This window comes from Pseudomonas putida (assembly GCF_009883635.2).
Taxonomy (GTDB): Bacteria; Pseudomonadota; Gammaproteobacteria; order Pseudomonadales; family Pseudomonadaceae; genus Aquipseudomonas; species Aquipseudomonas putida_W.
Map to the genome: position 1 here is coordinate 657,282 of NZ_CP026115.2, position 19,148 is coordinate 676,429.

Annotated in this window: 17 protein-coding genes; 2 read left to right on the forward strand and 15 right to left on the reverse strand. The window is 60.6% G+C overall.

Features of this window, described 5'->3' with window-relative positions; all coding sequences use genetic code 11:
- The first annotated feature begins 18 nt into the window (after positions 1-18).
- Positions 19-294 carry a hypothetical protein gene (locus C2H86_RS03060; RefSeq protein WP_060512806.1) on the forward strand — a complete coding sequence of 92 codons (276 nt, stop codon included), beginning with the start codon at positions 19-21 and terminating at the stop codon, positions 292-294.
- A 67-nt stretch (positions 295-361) separates the two neighbouring features.
- Here C2H86_RS03060 and C2H86_RS03065 read toward each other — a convergent pair whose 3' ends face one another.
- The 11 genes from C2H86_RS03065 to sdhC form a co-directional block, all read right to left on the reverse strand.
- On the reverse strand, positions 362-1,111 hold the full coding sequence (locus C2H86_RS03065) for a DUF599 domain-containing protein (protein WP_159411392.1): 750 nt from the start codon (positions 1,109-1,111) through the stop codon (positions 362-364).
- Between the two features lie 182 nt (positions 1,112-1,293).
- Positions 1,294-2,607, reverse strand: coding sequence for a branched-chain amino acid transport system II carrier protein (gene brnQ / locus C2H86_RS03070; RefSeq protein ID WP_159411393.1), 1,314 nt, complete (start codon positions 2,605-2,607; stop codon positions 1,294-1,296).
- Positions 2,608-2,979: 372 nt separating this feature from the next.
- Entirely contained in the window at positions 2,980-3,864 is an 885-nt protein-coding gene (sucD, locus tag C2H86_RS03075; RefSeq protein ID WP_016393102.1) for a succinate--CoA ligase subunit alpha, read from the reverse strand.
- Entirely contained in the window at positions 3,864-5,030 is a 1,167-nt protein-coding gene (sucC, locus tag C2H86_RS03080) for an ADP-forming succinate--CoA ligase subunit beta (RefSeq protein ID WP_003254205.1), read from the reverse strand. The genes sucD and sucC overlap by 1 nt, the downstream gene beginning before the upstream one ends.
- Positions 5,031-5,202: 172 nt before the next feature.
- Positions 5,203-6,639 carry a dihydrolipoyl dehydrogenase gene (gene lpdA, locus C2H86_RS03085; protein ID WP_003254207.1) on the reverse strand — a complete coding sequence of 479 codons (1,437 nt, stop codon included), beginning with the start codon at positions 6,637-6,639 and terminating at the stop codon, positions 5,203-5,205.
- Between the two features lie 93 nt (positions 6,640-6,732).
- Positions 6,733-7,953, reverse strand: coding sequence for a 2-oxoglutarate dehydrogenase complex dihydrolipoyllysine-residue succinyltransferase (gene odhB, locus C2H86_RS03090; protein WP_103446609.1), 1,221 nt, complete (start codon positions 7,951-7,953; stop codon positions 6,733-6,735).
- A 42-nt stretch (positions 7,954-7,995) separates the two neighbouring features.
- Positions 7,996-10,827 (reverse strand): 2-oxoglutarate dehydrogenase E1 component, encoded by a 2,832-nt coding sequence (locus tag C2H86_RS03095; RefSeq protein WP_159411394.1) that lies wholly within the window; start codon positions 10,825-10,827, stop codon positions 7,996-7,998.
- 246 nt (positions 10,828-11,073) lie between these two features.
- Positions 11,074-11,778 carry a succinate dehydrogenase iron-sulfur subunit gene (locus C2H86_RS03100; protein WP_012315348.1) on the reverse strand — a complete coding sequence of 235 codons (705 nt, stop codon included), beginning with the start codon at positions 11,776-11,778 and terminating at the stop codon, positions 11,074-11,076.
- Positions 11,779-11,789: 11 nt separating this feature from the next.
- Entirely contained in the window at positions 11,790-13,562 is a 1,773-nt protein-coding gene (sdhA, locus tag C2H86_RS03105; protein ID WP_159411395.1) for a succinate dehydrogenase flavoprotein subunit, read from the reverse strand.
- A gap of 3 nt (positions 13,563-13,565) precedes the next feature.
- Positions 13,566-13,934, reverse strand: a complete 369-nt coding sequence (gene sdhD, locus C2H86_RS03110; protein ID WP_027921320.1) for a succinate dehydrogenase, hydrophobic membrane anchor protein — start codon at positions 13,932-13,934, stop codon at positions 13,566-13,568.
- Entirely contained in the window at positions 13,928-14,314 is a 387-nt protein-coding gene (gene sdhC, locus C2H86_RS03115) for a succinate dehydrogenase, cytochrome b556 subunit (protein WP_012315350.1), read from the reverse strand. The genes sdhD and sdhC overlap by 7 nt, the downstream gene beginning before the upstream one ends.
- Positions 14,315-14,665: 351 nt before the next feature.
- Between sdhC and gltA the strand changes: the two genes are divergently transcribed.
- On the forward strand, positions 14,666-15,955 hold the full coding sequence (gltA, locus tag C2H86_RS03120) for a citrate synthase (protein ID WP_054899921.1): 1,290 nt from the start codon (positions 14,666-14,668) through the stop codon (positions 15,953-15,955).
- Positions 15,956-16,017: 62 nt separating this feature from the next.
- Here the strand turns inward: gltA and C2H86_RS03125 are convergent, their stop codons facing one another.
- The 4 genes from C2H86_RS03125 to C2H86_RS03140 all read right to left on the reverse strand — a co-directional run bounded on the left by C2H86_RS03125 (position 16,018) and on the right by C2H86_RS03140 (position 18,998).
- On the reverse strand, positions 16,018-16,623 hold the full coding sequence (locus C2H86_RS03125; RefSeq protein WP_159413052.1) for an START domain-containing protein: 606 nt from the start codon (positions 16,621-16,623) through the stop codon (positions 16,018-16,020).
- 33 nt (positions 16,624-16,656) lie between these two features.
- Positions 16,657-16,911: a YkgJ family cysteine cluster protein gene (locus tag C2H86_RS03130; RefSeq protein WP_159411396.1), complete on the reverse strand. Its 255-nt coding sequence runs from the start codon at positions 16,909-16,911 to the stop codon at positions 16,657-16,659.
- A gap of 124 nt (positions 16,912-17,035) precedes the next feature.
- Positions 17,036-17,488 carry a hypothetical protein gene (locus tag C2H86_RS03135; protein ID WP_159411397.1) on the reverse strand — a complete coding sequence of 151 codons (453 nt, stop codon included), beginning with the start codon at positions 17,486-17,488 and terminating at the stop codon, positions 17,036-17,038.
- Between the two features lie 67 nt (positions 17,489-17,555).
- Positions 17,556-18,998, reverse strand: coding sequence for a PLP-dependent aminotransferase family protein (locus C2H86_RS03140; protein WP_027921315.1), 1,443 nt, complete (start codon positions 18,996-18,998; stop codon positions 17,556-17,558).
- Between the last annotated feature and the right edge of the window lie 150 nt (positions 18,999-19,148).

A 19,148-nucleotide genomic window follows, 5' to 3' on the forward strand; every position in this document is an offset into this window, starting at 1 on the left:
CCAAGAGGAAACACCCCCATGCGTAAACCTTTTGCTTTTGCTCTGATGCTGGCTGCTGCCATGGGCCTGGCTGCTTGCGATAAAGCGAGCGAAGACAAAGCCCAGGACGCACAAGAACATCGTGAACAAGCCCAGGAAAAGATGGGTGATGCTCAGGATAAGATGAACGACGCTGCCAAGGAAAACGCCGAAGCCGCCAAAGATCAGGCCGAAGCCGAGCAGAAGGCTGCCGAAGAGGCCGCCCCGACTACTCCGGCACCGACTACCGCGCCTGCCGAACCTGCCAAGCAGTAATTGGCGGAAACAAAAAAACCCGACATTGTCGGGTTTTTTTGTGCCTGCACTTAATGGATTAAACGTTTCAGTTATTAATGGTTGAACTTTCCCTGGGCACTTCGGTCGGCGCACTTTCAGTGGGTGTGAAGACCATGACGTCCAACACATCGGAATGGAACTCACGGCGATACAGAATCAGCACCACCCCCACACTCACGACCATGAACAGCCACGGGCTGATGAACCAAGTGAGCATGGCCATGCCGAAGTAATAAGATCGCAGGCCCAAGTTGAACTGGTTGGCTGCCAGCGACAGTACGCGCGCCGCACGAGAGGCAAAGGCATTGCGCTCCAGTTCACTGACCAACCGTTCGCCGATCATGGGCGCAGACCCGACCAGTACGGCAGCGAAGTTGTATTGGCGCATGCACCAGCTGAAGGTGAAGAAGGCGTATACGAATATGGCCGCCAGACACAGCAGCTTGATTTCCGACATGCCCTGGGACGCCTGCTGCACCAGCGGCAGGTCCGCGAGTAGCGACAGGGCACGATCGGAAGCGCCCAGCACAGTGAGAATGCCAGCAAGGATGATCAGGGTGCTGGAGGCGAAGAACGACGCATTGCGCTCCAGGTTGCCGATCACGCTGGCGTCGGCGATACGGTTGTCGCGCAGCAGCATGCGGCGCATCCAGTCTTCCCGGTACAGGTGCAGCACGCTGGCCAGGCACGCGGTGTCGCGGCCCTTCCAGATGGCATAGCGGGTGTAGCCGCCCCAGCAGAGGGCGAACCAGCAGACGGCCAGGAGGTTGTGGAGGTTGCTTTGGATGAAGTTCATGCAGGATTCCCGAGGGCCAGGTGCACAAAGAATAGTGACCGGGTTTCGACGCCTACAAGTGGTAAAAGGCACACACTGAAACGAAAAAGCCCCGCATCCTTTCAGATACGGGGCTTTCGAGTCTCCACCTTTGGCAAGCACCCTACGGCTTGTGGCCAGTGCCGCCCTCAGGCTTCAACGTCTCAGGCCAACGCTTCGCGTGGTTTGCCGAGCATGCGGTCGCAGGCCACGGCGCCAACCAGCGTCACCACCGATGGCACCAGCCAGGCCAGGCCTTGGTCGCTCAGCGGCAGGTGCGCCAGTACGTCCGGCAACACATGGGCAATATCGCTACCCTTGATTGCATCGACCATACCGAACACCAGCGACACCAGCATCACTGGGGCGAGGATGCGGGTCGGCGAATTCCACAGGTCTTTCACGAAGCTCAGGCCCACCACCACGATGCATGGCGGATAGATGGCGGTCAATACCGGGATCGAGAACATGATCAGCTTGGTCAGGCCCAGGTTGGAGATCAGCAGCGAGAAGCCTGCCAGGATCACCACCAGAGCACGGTACGACAGCGGCAAAATCTGGCTGAAGTACTCGGCGCAAGCGCAGGTCAGGCCCACCGCCGTCACCAGGCACGCCAAGGCGATCAGCACCGCGAGGAAGCCGCTGCCCAGGGAGCCGAAGGTGTGCTGCACATAGGCGTGCAGAACGGCGGCACCGTTGGTGGCATCGGCGGCGATATCGTGGCTGCCGGCACCCAGGCGGAACAGGCTGACGTACACCAGGGCCAGGCCGACACCGGCAATCAGGCCGGCGATGATGGCGTAGCGGGTGATCAGCTTCGGCGACTCGACACCGCGCGAGCGGATGGCGTTGACGATGACGATACCGAACACCAGGGCACCGAGTGTGTCCATGGTCAGGTAGCCATCGGAGAAGCCCTTGGAGAACGCAGCGGCGGCATAGGCCGGCTGTGCTTCACCAATGGTCCCGGCCGGCAGGGCGAAGGCAGCGATGCCCAGCACCGCCAGGGCGATGATCTTCAGCGGCGCAAGGAAGCGGCCTACGGTGTCGAGCAACTTGCCCGGGTACATGGACACGGCCAGTACCACGGCGAAGTACACCAGGCTGTAGATGAACAGCGCCGTCGGGCTTTCACCGGTCAGCGGTGCCACACCCACTTCGAACGATACGGTCGCGGTACGCGGCGTTGCGAACAGCGGGCCAACCGACAGGTAGCACACGGCTGCCAGCAGGCCCCCGAAGAACTTGCCGATCGGGCTGCTCAAGGCGTCCATACCGCCACCGACCTTGGCCAGGGCGACCACGGTGATGACCGGCAGGCCGACTGCGGTGACCAGGAAGCCCAGGGCCGCCATCCATACGTGCGGGCCAGACTGCAGACCGACGATAGGCGGGAAGATGATGTTGCCAGCGCCTACGAAAAGCGCAAACGTCATAAAGCCAAGCGCCAGGATATCCTGGCCTTTGAGAACTTTCATTTAAGGTAGTACCACACTGCTGAAATCGGGATTCGAGAGGGGATTTCCCTTTGGATGAGGGGAAATGCTGCCCGGCTTGATAGGCCAGACCCGTTTAGCGTGTCGTTCCCTTTTGGGGTACGGGCACAGAGTGAACGCGTAGATTAACCGTTTTACCCGGCAAACGCACTGATACAGTGCTGCTTGTCCGATGTGCGTACATGTTTGTCGTCTGTGTGACCGGGGACAGTAGGAATTATCACCGTATTGAAACTTTCGTCTGCGCGAAAATTCCTATCAAACCCATCGAAAAACCTAACTACTGTCCGAACCGCAGAATCGACAAAGGCCACCCGAAGGTGGCCTTTGTGCGCGTGGGGGGTGTAGCAGGTATTACTTCTTGGCTTCCCAGCCGGTCAGCTCGGCCAGGGCCTTGCCGATGTCAGCCAGGGAACGCACGGTCTTCACACCGGCGTCCTGCAGCGCGGCGAACTTCTCGTCCGCAGTGCCCTTGCCGCCGGAGATGATGGCGCCAGCGTGGCCCATGCGCTTGCCCGCAGGTGCAGTAACACCGGCGATGTAGGAAACGACTGGCTTGGTGACGTTGGCCTTGATGTAGGCCGCCGCTTCTTCTTCAGCCGAACCGCCGATCTCACCGATCATGACGATCGCTTCGGTCTTCGGGTCTTCCTGGAACAGCTTCAGGATGTCGATGAAGTTGGAGCCTGGGATCGGGTCGCCGCCGATGCCAACGCAGGTCGACTGACCGAAGCCGGCGTCGGTGGTCTGCTTGACCGCTTCATAGGTCAGGGTGCCGGAACGCGAAACGATACCGACTTTGCCTGGCAGGTGGATGTGGCCTGGCATGATGCCGATCTTGCACTCGCCCGGAGTGATCACGCCTGGGCAGTTAGGGCCGATCAGGGTAACGCCCAGCTCGTCGCACTTCACCTTGGCATCCAGCATGTCCAGGGTAGGAATGCCTTCGGTGATGCAGACGATCAGCTTGATGCCGCCGAAGGCCGCTTCCAGGATCGAGTCCTTGCAGAAAGGAGCCGGAACGTAGATGACCGAAGCGTCAGCGCCGGTAGCTTCCACGGCTTCCTTGACGGTGTTGAACACCGGCAGGCCCAGGTGGGTGGTGCCACCCTTGCCTGGAGTAACGCCGCCGACCATCTTGGTGCCGTAGGCGATGGCTTGTTCGGAGTGGAAAGTACCCTGCGAGCCGGTGAAGCCCTGGCAGATGACTTTGGTATCTTTATTGATCAGGACGCTCATTACTTGCCCTCCGCAGCTTTGACAACTTGTTGAGCAGCGTCGGTCAGGCTGGTGGCCGCAATGATGTTCAAACCGCTTTCTGCCAGTACTTTAGCGCCCAGTTCAGCGTTGTTGCCTTCAAGGCGAACGACAACCGGAACCTTGACGCCGACTTCTTTCACTGCACCGATGATGCCTTCGGCAATCATGTCGCAGCGAACGATGCCGCCGAAGATGTTGACCAGAACGGCCGCGACATTGCTGTCGGACAGAATGATCTTGAACGCTTCGGTAACGCGCTCTTTGGTAGCGCCGCCGCCCACGTCGAGGAAGTTGGCTGGCTTGCCGCCGTGCAGGTTGACGATGTCCATGGTACCCATGGCCAGGCCGGCACCGTTGACCATGCAGCCGATGTTGCCTTCGAGGGCAACGTAGTTCAGTTCGAACTTGGCAGCGTGGGCTTCACGGGCGTCGTCCTGCGACGGGTCGTGGAAGGTCTTCAGCTTAGGCTGACGGTACATGGCGTTGGCGTCGATGTTGATCTTGGCATCGAGGCAGTGCAGGTCGCCGTCGGCCTTGATCACCAGCGGGTTCACTTCCAGCAGGGCCAGATCGTGATCCTTGAACAGCTTGGCCAGGCCAACGAAGATCTTGGCGAACTGTTGAACTTGCTTGCCTTCCAGACCCAGCTGGAACGCCAGTTCACGACCCTGGAACGGCTGAGCGCCAACCAGTGGGTCGATGGTAGCCTTGAGGATCTTCTCAGGCGTTTCGTGCGCGACTTTCTCGATGTCCACGCCACCTTCGGTGGAAGCCATGAACACGATACGGCGGCTCGAACGATCTACTACAGCGCCCAGGTACAGCTCTTTGGCGATGTCAGTGCAGGATTCGACCAGAATCTTGGAGACGGGTTGACCGTTGGCATCGGTCTGGTAGGTAACCAGATTCTTGCCCAACCACTGTGCAGCGAACGCCTTGGCGTCTTCCTTGCTGCGAACCAGCTTGACGCCGCCCGCTTTACCGCGACCACCCGCGTGAACCTGGGCTTTTACTACCCACTCGTTCCCGCCGATCTTGTCGCAGGCTTCTGCAGCTTGCTCAGGGGTATCGACAGCGAAACCCTTGGAAACTGGCAGGCCGTATTCAGCGAACAGCTGCTTACCCTGATACTCGTGAAGATTCATGCTTTTTACCGTCTTCGTTAGGTACTGCGCTTCGGCGCTGCGCCATTACTGGCGCCGCACCACCTGTGACCATTGACCCCGGGTTTTCCCGTGTAGTCCGGTCCGGCGGACGTTCCGCGGTGAGTCATGCACGCAAGACTCACGACGGGCAGCCCGCCGTGGTTTCTTATAATTAACGCTTCTTACGGTTGGCCACGTGAATGGCGCCGCCATTCACTGCCAGCGCTGCTTCATGCAACGCTTCGGACAGGGTTGGATGGCTGAAGACCATCATGCCCAGATCCTCGGCACTGGTGCCGAATTCCATTGCGATTGCGCCCTGCTGTACCAGTTCGGCAGCCGATGGGCCAATCACGTGAACACCCAGGACGCGGTCGGTCTTGGCGTCGGCGATGACCTTGACGAAACCACCGGTATCGTTGGCTGCCATCGCACGGCCGCTGGCCGCGAACGGGAAGGTGCCTACGTTAACCTCAACACCCTCGGCCTTCAAGGCTTGTTCGGTCTTGCCGACCCACGCGATTTCCGGGTGGGTATAGATGACCGACGGGATCAGGTCGTAGTTCATCTGAGCCTTGTGGCCCTTGATGCGCTCGACGACCATGATGCCCTCTTCCGAGGCCTTGTGCGCCAGCATCATGCCACGCACCACGTCACCGATGGCGTATACGCCCGGAACGCTGGTAGCGCAGTAGTCATCGACGAAGATGTAGCCACGCTCGTCGATGGTCACGCCGCTGTCGGCAGCCAGCAGATCGGTGGTCACCGGACGACGGCCGACCGCAACGATCAGCTTGTCGAAGGTGATCTTCTGCTCGCCTTCGGCGTTGGTGTAGGTCACTTCGACTTCGTTGCCATTGACTTTCGAGCCAGTGACGCGAGCGCCCAGCTTGATGTCCAGGCCTTGCTTGGTCAGGGTCTTCTGGGCTTCTTTCGACACGGCGGTGTCGGCAGCCATCAGGAAGGTGTCCAGGGCTTCCAGGACGGTGACTTCAGCACCCAGGCGAGCCCATACCGAGCCCAGCTCCAGGCCGATCACGCCAGCACCGATCACGCCCAGGCGCTTCGGTACGGCCTGGAATTCCAGGGCGCCGGTGGAGTCGACGATGACGTTCTGGTCGACCGGAGCCGGCGGAATGTCGATCGGACGCGAGCCGGAAGCGAGGATAACGTTCTCGGCTTCGATGACTTCGGTGGTGCCGTCAGCCTTGGTGACTTCGACCTTCTTGCCAGCCAGCAGCTTGCCGTGGCCCTGGATAGAGGTAACGCCGTTGGCCTTGAACAAAGTGGCAACGCCACCGGTCAGGTTCTTCACGATGCCAGCCTTGCGGCCAACCATCGCGGCGACGTCCATCTTCACTTCACCAGTGGAGATACCGTGGACGTTGAAGCTCTCTTTGGCTTCCTTGTACTTCCAGGAGCTGTCCAGCAGCGCCTTGGACGGGATGCAACCTACGTTCAGGCAGGTGCCGCCCAGGGCCAGTTTGCCCTCGGCGTCGGTGTACTTCTCGATACAGGCAGTCTTCAGACCAAGTTGTGCGGCCTTGATGGCAGCAACATAGCCGCCAGGACCAGCACCGATTACCACTACGTCGAATTTCTGGGTCATAAAAGATTCCTTATCAGCTACAAGCTACAGGCCGCGGACCGCGCGGCATGGCTTCTCGCGAAGCCAAGGCCGGCACGGTACGCAGCCAGAGGGTTAGATGTCCAGCAGCAGGCGAGACGGATCTTCCAGCAGGTTCTTGATGGTGACCAGGAAGGTTACCGCTTCCTTGCCATCGATCAGGCGGTGATCGTAGGACAGTGCCAGGTACATCATCGGGCGGATAACCACTTGGCCGTTGATGGCCATCGGACGCTGGATGATGTTGTGCATGCCGAGAATCGCGGCCTGCGGCGGGTTGACGATCGGGGTCGACATCATCGAACCGAAGGTACCGCCGTTGGTGATGGTGAAGGTGCCGCCGGTCATTTCTTCGATGGCCAGCTTGCCGTCACGGGCCTTCTTGCCGAAGGTGGCGATGCCGTTTTCGATTTCAGCCAGGCTCATCGATTCGGCGTTACGCAGTACCGGCACCACCAGGCCACGGTCGCTCGACACGGCAACGCCGACGTCGGCAAAGCCGTGGTAGACGATGTCGTTGCCGTCGATCGAGGCGTTGACCGCCGGGAAGCGCTTCAGGGCTTCGGTGGCGGCCTTGACGAAGAACGACATGAAGCCCAGGCGTACGCCGTTGTGGGTCTTCTCGAACAGGTCCTTGTACTTCGAACGCAGGGCCATGACTTCGGTCATGTCGACTTCGTTGAAGGTGGTCAGCATGGCCATGTTCGACTGGGCTTCGACCAGACGCTCGGCGATCTTGGCGCGCAGGCGGGTCATCGGCACGCGCTTCTCGGTGCGGTCGCCAGCGGCAACCACAACCGGGGCAGCAGCGGCAGCAGCAGGCTTGGCAGCCGGAGCCGGAGCCGACTTCTTGTTGGCGACGGCGGCGACGACGTCTTCCTTGGTGATGCGACCACCTTTGCCAGTGCCGGCAACGGTAGCCAGGTCGATACCGCTCTCTTCAGCCAGCTTGCGCGCGGCAGGAGCTGCGATCGGGTCGTCTTCGCCAGCGTCGGCGGCAGCAGCGGCAGCCGGAGCAGCAGCGGCCGGGGCAGCAGCTGGAGCAGCGGCGGCAGCACCACCTTCAACGATCGAACCCAGCACTTCGTCGGACAGGACGGTGTCGCCCTCGCCCTTGACGATGGCGCCCAGCACGCCGTCGGCGGTGGCCAGCACTTCCAGGACGACCTTGTCGGTCTCGATGTCGACGATCAGCTCGTCACGCTTGACGGCATCGCCCGGCTGCTTGTGCCAGGTGGCAACGGTGCCATCGGCAACCGATTCCGGGAAGGTTGGGGCTTTGATCTCGATAGCCATTATCTGTGTTTCCTTAAATTCGGTTTCAGGTGCGCGAAGGCATTAAACAGTGAAGGCGTCTTGCAGCAGTTTTTCCTGCTGCTCGGCGTGCTTCGATGCGTAACCACAGGCTGGCGCGGCAGAAGCGTCGCGGCCGGCGTATTCCAGGACCAGCGCCTTGTTGTGGCGGCCCAGGATACGGCGCATGTGGTGCTGACTGCTGTACCAGGCGCCCTGGTTCATCGGCTCTTCCTGACACCAGACCGCATGCTTGAGGTTGGTGTACTGCGCCAGGATTTCGACCAGGTCGTCCTCAGGGAACGGATACAGCTGCTCCAGACGCAGGATCGCGATGTCTTCGCGGCCTTCGGCACGGCGTTTTTCCAGCAGGTCGTAGTAGACCTTGCCGCTGCACAGGACCAGGCGTTCGACCTTGGCCGGATCGAGGCTGTCGATTTCCGGGATCACGGTCTGGAACGAGCCTTCTGCCAGGTCTTCCAGGGTCGAGATGGCCAGCTTGTGGCGCAGCAGCGACTTCGGCGTCAGGACCACCAGCGGCTTGCGCAGCGGGCGAATGACCTGGCGACGCAGCAGGTGGTAGATCTGTGCCGGGGTGGTCGGTACGCAGACCTGGATGTTGTGCTCGGCGCACAGCTGCAGGTAACGCTCCAGACGCGCGGAGGAGTGCTCCGGGCCCTGCCCTTCATAACCGTGTGGCAGCAGCATGGTCAGACCGCACAGGCGGCCCCACTTGTGCTCGCCGCTGGTGATGAACTGGTCGATCACCACCTGGGCACCGTTGGCGAAGTCGCCGAACTGGGCTTCCCAGATCACCAGCGCGTTCGGCGTGGTGGTCGAGTAGCCGTATTCGAAGGCCAGTACTGCTTCTTCCGACAGGAAGGAGTCGTACAGGTCGAAACGTGGCTGGCCCGGGAACAGGTTCTTCAGCGGTACGTAGGTGCTGGCGTCCTTCTGGTTGTGCAGCACCGCGTGACGGTGCGAGAAGGTGCCACGGCCGATGTCCTGGCCAGTCATGCGGATCGGGTGACCTTCGAACTGCAGGGTGGCGTAAGCCATGGTCTCTGCATAACCCCAGTTGATCGGCAAGCCACCGGCCTGCATCTTCTGGCGGTCTTCGTAGATCTTCGCGACCTGGCGCTGGACGACGAAGCCTTCCGGCAGTTCCAGCAGCTTGGCCGAGAGGTCCTGCAGGGTCTTGAGGTCGAAGCGGGTGTCGTGACGCGCGGTCCAGGCATGGCCCAGGTACGGACGCCAGTCGACGAACAGCTCGCGGTTCGGCTCCTTGACCAGGCTCTTCACCACGTGCAGGCCGTTGTCCAGGGCGTTGCGGTATTCGTCGATCTTGGCCTGAGCACGCTCGGCATCGATGCGACCGGCCTGGATCAGCGCCTCAGCGTACAACTCACGAGTCGTGCGCTGCTTGGTGATCTGCTGGTACATCAAAGGCTGGGTGCCGTTCGGCTCGTCGGCCTCGTTGTGGCCGCGGCGACGGTAGCAGACCAGGTCGATGACCACGTCACGCTTGAACTGCATGCGGTAATCGATGGCCAGCTGGGTCACGAACAGCACCGCTTCCGGATCGTCACCGTTGACGTGCAGGATCGGCGCCTGAATCATCTTGGCGACGTCGGTGGCGTACTCGGTGGAGCGTGCGTCCAGCGGGTTGCTGATGGTGAAACCAACCTGGTTGTTGATCACGATGTGCACGGTACCGCCGGTCTTGAAACCGCGGGTCTGCGACATCTGGAAGGTTTCCATGACCACGCCCTGGCCGGCGAATGCAGCGTCGCCGTGGATCGAGATCGGCAGAACCTTGTCACCCACGGTGTCGTTGCGACGGTCCTGACGGGCGCGCACCGAACCTTCCACCACTGGCGAGACGATTTCCAGGTGGGACGGGTTGAACGCCATGGCCAGGTGAACTTCGCCGCCCGGGGTCATCACGTTCGAAGAGAAGCCCTGGTGATACTTCACGTCACCGGAGCCCAGCTCGTTCATCTTCTTGCCTTCGAACTCGTCGAACAGCTCGCGCGGGTTCTTGCCGAAGGTGTTGACCAGCACGTTCAGACGGCCACGGTGGGCCATGCCGATCACGACTTCCTTGGTGCCGTAGGAGCCGGAGCGCTGGATCATTTCGTCCAGCATCGGGATCAGGCTTTCGCCGCCCTCGAGACCGAAACGCTTGGTGCCCGGGTACTTGGTGCCCAGGTACTTCTCGAGGCCTTCACCGGCGGTCACGCGCTCGAGCAGGTGCGTCTGCACGTCGACCGAGAATTCCGGACGGCCGCGCACGCTTTCCAGGCGCTGCTGGAACCAGCTGCGCTGCTCGGAATCGACGATGTGGGTGAACTCGGCGCCAATGGTGCGACAATATGTCTTCTGGAGTGCCTCGAAGATCTCGCGTAGGCTCCCCTCCTCTTTGCCGATGAACAGGTCGCCGGCACGGAAGGTCGTATCAAGATCGGCATTGGTCAAGCCGTAGTGATTGATCGACAGGTCTACAGGCGCAGGTCGCTGCCACAACCCCAACGGGTCGAGCTTGGCAGCCTGATGGCCGCGCATACGATAGGCCTGGATCAGTCGCAGAACTTCAACCTGCTTCTTCTCGTGTTCTGTGCTCACGCTCCCGGCGGAAACCGGTTGGGCGCGGCGCTGGTTCTTTGCCAGCAGTACGAAATGGTCGCGGATCGTCGAGTGCGATACATCGGTAGCGGTGCTGCCGTCGGCTGGCAACTTCTGGAAGTAAGTGCGCCACTCTTCTGGCACAGCGTTAGGGTCGTGCAGGTAGAGCTCGTAGAGCTCTTCCACATATGCAGCGTTACCACCTGAAAGGTGGGCGCTATCCCACATGCGCTGCATCACGCTTTCTTGCATGCTTGGTCACCCTCGGTTAGGGGACTGATCGGCGAGAGCCACAGCAAACCTGGAAAAGTCCGAATAAAGCGACTGAGCCACGCCACTTGGATCCTGCTGATTTTCCGGGTACCAGCCCGGAAAGCCCCTGCTGGTCTCATATCTTCATAGGTATCGAGCGCGGGCTTTGTGGGCCCTTGCTCAGGTTTTACCTCAGTGCGGGCTCACCACCCGCACCTCGGCTTACTGCAGTTACAACGCTTTGTATCAGGTGCCGCTTTGCAGCAGCATGTTACGTACGTGACCGATTGCCTTGGTAGGGTTCAGACCCTTCGGGCAAACGTTGACGCAGTTCATGATCCCGCGGCAGCGGAATACGCTGAACGGGTCATCCAGGGACGCCAGGCGCTCCTGGGTCTTGGTGTCACGGCTGTCGGCCAGGAAGCGATAGGCCTGCAGCAGGGCGGCTGGGCCCAGGAACTTGTCCGGGTTCCACCAGAACGACGGGCAGGAGGTCGAGCAGCAAGCGCACAGGATGCACTCGTACAGACCGTCCAGCTTGTCGCGATCTTCCGGCGACTGCAGACGCTCGATGGCCGGAGCCGGGGTGTCGTTCTGCAGGAACGGCTTCACCTTCTCGTACTGCTTGTAGAAGATGCTCATGTCGACCACCAGGTCACGAATGACCGGCAGGCCTGGCAGCGGACGCAGAACCAGCTTGTTGCCCTTGACCACGCCCGACAGCGGGGTGATGCAGGCCAGGCCGTTCTTGCCGTTCATGTTCATGCCATCGGAACCGCAAACGCCTTCACGGCAGGAGCGACGGTACGAAAAGCCCTCGTCCTTCTCCTTGATCAGCGCCAGCACGTCCAGCACCATCAGGTCCTTGCCGCCGGTATCGACGTCGAACGACTCCATTTTGGGCGCCGAGTCGGTGTCCGGGTTGTAACGATAAACTTCGACTTTCAACATAGCAGCCACCCTTAGTAAGTCCGGACTTTTGGTTCGAAGGCTGGAACAGTCTTCGGCGCAAAGTTGACGCCACGCTTGGCGACGCGCTTCTCACCCGGGTAGTACAGGGTGTGGCACAGCCAGTTTTCGTCGTCACGGTCTTCGAAGTCTTCACGGGCGTGAGCGCCGCGGGACTCTTTACGGGCTTCGGCCGCAATGGCGGTAGCTTCGGCAACTTCCAGCAGGTTCTGCAGCTCCAGCGCTTCGATACGCGCGGTGTTGAAGGCCTGGGACTTGTCGTTGATCTTGACGTTGGCGATGCGCTCGCGCAGGCCGGCCAGCTGCTCGATACCCTTCTGCATGTATTCGCCAGTACGGAATACACCGAAGTAGTTCTGCATGCAGCTCTGCAGCTCGCGCTTCAGGCTGGCAACGTCTTCACCGGAAGTGCGCTCGTTGAGCTTGCTCAGGCGGCTCAGGGCAACATCGATGTCGGTATCGCTGGCGTCGAGATGCTCGATGCCGTCGCTCAGCGCCTTCTCCAGGTGCAGGCCGGCAGCACGGCCGAACACCACCAGGTCGAGCAGCGAGTTGCCGCCCAGGCGGTTGGCGCCGTGTACCGATACGCACGCCACTTCACCTACGGCGAACAGGCCAGGAATGATGTGATCCTTGCCTTCTTCGTCCATGGTGATGGCCTGGCCATGGATGTTGGTGGCAACGCCACCCATCATGTAGTGGCAGGTCGGAACGACCGGCACCGGTGCGACGACCGGGTCGACGTGAGCGAAGGTCTTGGACAGTTCGCAGATACCTGGCAGGCGGCTGTGCAGCACTTCCTCGCCCAGGTGGTCCAGCTTCAGCAGTACGTGGTCCTTGTTCGGGCCCACGCCGTTGCCGGCGATGATTTCCTTGACCATGGAACGGGCAACCACGTCGCGGCCGGCCAGGTCTTTCGCGTTCGGCGCGTAACGCTCCATGAAGCGCTCGCCGTGGGCGTTGATCAGGTAGCCACCCTCACCGCGGCAACCTTCGGTGACCAGTACACCGGCGCCGGCGATGCCGGTCGGGTGGAACTGCCACATCTCGATGTCCTGCACCGGTACGCCTGCACGCAGGGCCATGCCGATACCGTCACCGGTGTTGATCAGGGCGTTGGTGGTGGAAGCGTAGATACGGCCCGCACCGCCAGTGGCCAGAACGGTGGCCTTGGACTTGATGTACATGGTTTCGCCGGTTTCGATGCAGATCGCGATCACACCGACGAAGGCGCCTTCCTGGTTCTTCACCAGGTCAACGGCGTAGTACTCGTTGAGAAAGGTGGTACCGGCTTTCAGGTTGCCCTGGTACAGGGTGTGCAGCAGCGCGTGACCGGTACGGTCGGAAGCGGCACAGGTACGGGCGGCCTGGCCACCTTTACCGAAGTCCTTGGACTGGCCACCGAACGGGCGCTGGTAGATACGGCCGGTTTCGGTACGCGAGAACGGCAGACCCATGTGGTCCAGTTCGAAGACCGCAGCCGGGCCTTCCTGACACATGTATTCGATAGCGTCCTGGTCACCGATGTAGTCGGAACCCTTGACGGTATCGTACATGTGCCAGCGCCAGTCGTCGTTCGGGTCGGCCGAAGCGATGGCGCAGGTGATGCCGCCCTGGGCGGATACAGTGTGCGAGCGGGTCGGGAAGACCTTGGTGACTACGGCAGTCTTGTGACCGCCCTGGGCCAGCTGCAGCGCTGCGCGCATGCCGGCGCCGCCGCCACCGATGATGATGGCGTCGAAGGAAATGGTTGGAATGCTAGCCATGGATCAGATACCCCAGAGAATCTGCACACCCCAGACGAAGTAAGCGAACATCGCAACGCCGCATACCGCCTGGAACAGGAAACGAATCGCAGTCGCCGACTTGCCGAACGACATTGGCGTCAGGTAGTCGGTGGCGATGGTCCACATGCCGACCCAGGCGTGAGCGCCCAGGGCAACGAGGGCCAGCAGACTGAAGATCCGCATCGCGTTGTTGGAGAACAGACCATGCCACTGGGTGTAGTCGATGCCTGGGTGGCAGACCACGTAGCCGATCAGGAAGATGAAGTAAGCCGCGAGAACGACCGCCGATACGCGCTGCGCCATCCAGTCATAGAGGCCCGAACGCGACAGGTTCGTGACATTGGTTACCATACCCAAACTCCCACCAGAACGATCAGCACCACGGAGATGACGATCACGATTTTCGAGCCCAGCTTGCCGCCTTCCAGCGTCTCACCGATGCCCATGTCCATGATCAGGTGGCGTACACCTGCCACGAGGTGATAAAGCAGGGCGGACAGCAGGCCCCAGGTCACGAACTTGGCCAGCGGGCTGGTCAGACACGCCTTCACCTCACCGAAGCCTTCCTCGGAACCCAGCGACTTGCCCAGTGCATAAAGCATGATGGCAAGGCCGAGGAACAGGATGACGCCGGAGATACGGTGCAGAATGGACGTGTACGCAGTGACAGGAAGCTTGATGGTCCTTAGGTCTAGGTTTACAGGTCGTTGGCTTTTCACGGCTTTTTTCACACTGAAGAGCCCCTAGCGAATCAGGGCAAAGTTGTTGGTAAGTGTACTGGTCAGGTACCCACCACCCAGGGAACGGCGACCCCCAGCAGTTCGGGCTTGCAAGCCCCTGGGAGTCGGGTGCCGAGTATAGACAGTTAGGCTGCTTATGACAACGTGACGGGGTAGCCCAAATAGCGGATTGCCTTTAGCGAGCAAAAGGCGTAAATGGGCGAGAAATTCTAGAAAAATCAGGCCTCAGAGGCGCTTTCAAGCAGCCTTTAGGCAAATTGACATTCGAATTTACTTCTCTATAGTGGTGCGGGCCCTGCGTGGGGGGCTGTCTGATGATTTCAAGCATTAATAGGAGGCCACATGGCTGACAAAAAAGCGCAGTTGGTCATCGAGGGCGCTGCCCCCGTCGAGCTGCCCATTTTAACCGGCACCGTTGGTCCTGATGTAATCGACGTCCGCGGGTTGGGGGCCACTGGTCACTTCACCTTCGACCCTGGTTTCATGGCGACCGCCTCGTGCGAGTCGAAGATCACCTACATCGACGGCGACAAGGGCGTGCTGCTGCACCGCGGCTACCCGATCGAACAACTCGCCGAGAAATCGGACTACCTGGAAACCTGCTACCTGCTGCTCAACGGCGAACTGCCGAATGCCGAGCAGAAGGCCCAGTTCGTCAGCACCGTCAAGAACCACACCATGGTTCACGAGCAGCTGAAGTCCTTCTTCAACGGTTTCCGCCGCGACGCTCACCCGATGGCGGTGATGTGCGGCGTGGTCGGCGCCCTGTCGGCGTTCTACCACGACTCCCTGGACATCAATAACCCGCAACACCGCGAAATCTCCGCGGTGCGCCTGGTCGCCAAGATGCCGACCCTGGCCGCGATGGTTTACAAGTACTCCATGGGCCAGCCGATGATGTACCCGCGCAACGACCTGTCGTACGCGGAAAACTTCCTGCACATGATGTTCAACACCCCGTGCGAGATCAAACCGATCAGCCCGGTGCTGGCCAAGGCAATGGACCGGATCTTCATCCTCCACGCCGACCACGAGCAGAACGCTTCCACCTCCACCGTGCGCCTGGCGGGCTCCTCGGGTGCCAACCCGTTCGCCTGTATCGCTGCCGGTATCGCCGCACTGTGGGGCCCGGCCCACGGCGGTGCGAACGAAGCAGTCCTGACCATGCTCGATGAAATTGGCGATGTCTCGAACATCGACAAGTACATCGCCAAGGCCAAGGACAAGAACGATCCGTTCAAACTCATGGGCTTCGGTCACCGCGTTTACAAGAACCGCGACCCGCGCGCCACCGTGATGAAGAAGACCTGCGACGAAGTCCTGGGCGAGCTGGGCATCAAGAACGATCCACAGCTGGAATTGGCCATGCGCCTGGAAGAGATCGCCCTGACCGATCCGTACTTCATCGAGCGCTCGCTGTACCCGAACGTCGACTTCTACTCGGGCATCATCCTGAAGGCGATCGGCATTCCGACCAGCATGTTCACCGTGATCTTCGCCCTGGCACGTACTGTCGGCTGGATCTCGCACTGGAAAGAAATGCTCTCCAGCCCGTACAAGATCGGCCGCCCTCGCCAGCTGTACACCGGCGAACTGCAGCGCGACATCGTCGAGCTGAAGGACCGCAAGTAAGCCTTACCCGCCGAACGCAAAAAGGCTGCCCTCGGGCAGCCTTTTTTATTGCCGAGCAGAACTCAGTTCTTCTCGGCCAGTTCACGCAACCCTTTGAGGGTATTGAACGGCGAATCGACCACGAACTTGTTGGCGATCATCGATGGCACACTACCGCCCGGTTCGGTGTGCACCTGGTAAGTCACTTCAGTGCTGTCGCCCTTGGGCACCAGCTTCCAGAAGCCCTGCACCTTCGCCACCCGGACAAAGCCTTTTTCTTCCGGGATGTAGGTCGGCTCTTCGACCAGATTGCGGGTCAGGCTACCGTCAGCCCCCTTGATGGTAGTGACATGCAACACGGAATCACGCGGCGTCACCGGCCACGGCGTATTGAACTGGGTGTAGGTCCAGCTCTGGTCGCCTTCGTGCTTGAGCAACTTCTGCGACTTGCACTCGTGAATCCACTTGCAAGCCCCGGCCACGTCTTCCTGCAGCGCCTGGACCTTGGCCAGTGGCGCCTTGATCAGGGTCACGCCCTGGTAGGCCTTGTACTTGGAACCCGGCACTTCACTGAGCGAGACCTTGATCCCCTCCTCGTCCTTGGCCACCTGCCAGTTCTCGGCCCAGGCAGCCGGCGCCAGCAGGACACCCATGCCACACAGCAGTGCAATACGCTTGAACGATCTCATCATGTTTATCCTTGTTGTCGAAGATCCAGCCTCTCACGCCGCCGTTATCTGCTCCCACCAGCCAAGAATCCTGATTGCCTCGTCGCGGTCATTGCCACACACCTCGATATCCGCCTTGAAACCGCCACACACCGCCGGCCGCTCGGGCTTGCCGAACAGGTCGCAGAGGTTTTCCGCTGTCAGGTGCAGGCAGCGCTCGCCCGCCGGCTTGCCCTGGGGCATGCGCGGCATCGCCGAGCTGATGGACGGGGCGATGCAGCAGGCACCACAACCCTCACGACACTTCATGGCTAAATCAGGACTCCCTGGAACAAAACGGGACGATCGTCCCTGGATAGTAACCGCTCAAACATGCGTTTTAAATTGCCAACCCGATGAAAACGGCCGTGACCCGGCAGTCAGTTGAGCCAGCTCAGTTGCGGAACTGGAAATCGATCGCCGCGCCTTCCACGTCATGCCGGCTTTCGTTACGCAGCTGCAGCTGCATCTCGTTGCTGATCAAACGACCGTTGAGCTGAAACGGGCTGTCGTTGGTTTCCGGTTTTTCCGTGAACATGGCAGGCAGCAAAGGTTTGCGCCGGGTTGAAGGATCACCCACTTCCGGCTCGAGATTCTTGACCATTTCGGTCGGCAGGCTCAGGTCCAGCTTGGCTTTGGGCAACGTCTGCGTGGCCACCTTGCTGACCGGCTTCCTGGGCTTGGCTTTGGCCTTGCTGGCCGCTGGCTTGGCTTTGGCTGCAGGCTTTGCCGCCTTGTCATGCCTTGCTTGCGCCTGGGCAGCAGGCTGCGCAGCCTGGACCACACCCAAAGGCAGGCAGAGCGGCGCAATACAGATCATCAGGGCGACACTACGCAACAGATTCATGGACATCGACAGGCAGGCGGGATTGTAAAAGTGCGTATGCTCTCTGTTCCACCCGCTGCTGGCAAGCCTACAAAAGTGAGGGCTGTGATTCTCTGCATAGTTGCTGGGCCAAAAGCCCGAGCGTGATGACCGCCCGCTCGGCCTCCTTGTTCCATGGAATGCCGCAGTTGAGCCGTATGCAGTGGTTGAACTGCTCGGTGTTACTGAAGATAAGCCCGGGCGCGATACTGATGCCCTGCTCCAGTGCACGCACATGCAGTTCCTGCGTGTTCACCCGCCCCGGCAGACTGACCCAGAGAATGAAACCGCCGGTTGGCCGGGTCATCTGGGTACCTTCCGGGAAATGCTGCTGAACCGCCAACTGGTAGGCACTGAGGTTCTTGCGATATTCCTGGCGGATATAGCGCAGATGCCGGTCGTAGCCGCCGTTCTCCAGGTACGCTGCCACGCCCATTTGCGTCACACTGCACGCCGAGTGGGTAGTGAACGTCTGCAGACGCTGGATTTCATCCTGATAACGCCCCGCCACCATCCAGCCGACCCGCACCCCCGGCGAAAGGGTCTTGGAAAAGCTCGAGCAGTAGATGACCCGGTCCAGCCGGTCGAAGGCCTTGAGCGCTTTGGTCTTGCCCTGCTCGAACATCAGTTCGCCATAGATGTCGTCTTCGACGATCTGGATATCGAAGTCCGATGCCAGGCGCAGCAACTGCTTCTGCCGTTCCTCTGGCACAGTACCGCCCAATGGATTGCTCAGGCGCGTGGTCAACACCAAGGCCTTGATCGACCACTGATTGGCGGCCAACTGCAAAGCTTCTAGGCTGATGCCGGTGGACGGGTCACTGGGGATCTCGATCACCTTCAACCCCAGCAGGTCCGCCAACTGCAAGAGCCCGTAATAGGTCGGCGACTCGGCCGCGATCAGGTCACCCGGCCGGGTCAGCACCCGCAGCGACATCTGCAAGGCATCGACACAACCATGGGTGACGATCACCTCACGCGGGTCGACCAGCACACCCGCATCGCGCATGCGGATCGCGATCTGCCGGCGCAGTGGCTCGAAGCCGGGGCTGAACATGTAGCTGAAGGCACGCGGGCTGTGGAAGCGGGTGACCTTGGCGATCTGCTGGTGCAAAGCGCGCACCGGCAGGTAATCGACGTGCGGCACCGCGGCGCCGAATGGGAACACGCCATCGCGGCGCGCCTCGGTCAACACCTGCTGGATGATGCTGGCACGCGTGACCAGACCAGGGCGCTCGACCCGGGCGATATCCGGCGTCTGCGCGGTCAGAGCGGGCGTTTGATGCACGTAGTAGCCCGACTGCGGCCGGGCACGGATCAGCCCCTGATCCTCGAGATTGGCGTAGGCCTGCAACACCGTGGCATGGCTGACGTTGAGCTGGGCGCTCATCTTGCGCACGGACGGTACGCGCTCACCCGGCTGGTAGACACCGCGACGGATGTCATCGGCCAGTTGCTGGGCGATACGCTGGTACAGCAGCAGGTTGGTCATGGCGGTATCTCGACGCGCAGGCGGCTCGTTATTCTTGTACGACTCACTGACGGTAGAGCATACCGTAACAGTTGCAAAGTGTACTGGGACAGATGGCTAGGTAGTCAACAATACCGTAGCGTGACACCTGTCAAAACGACTAATCCGTGC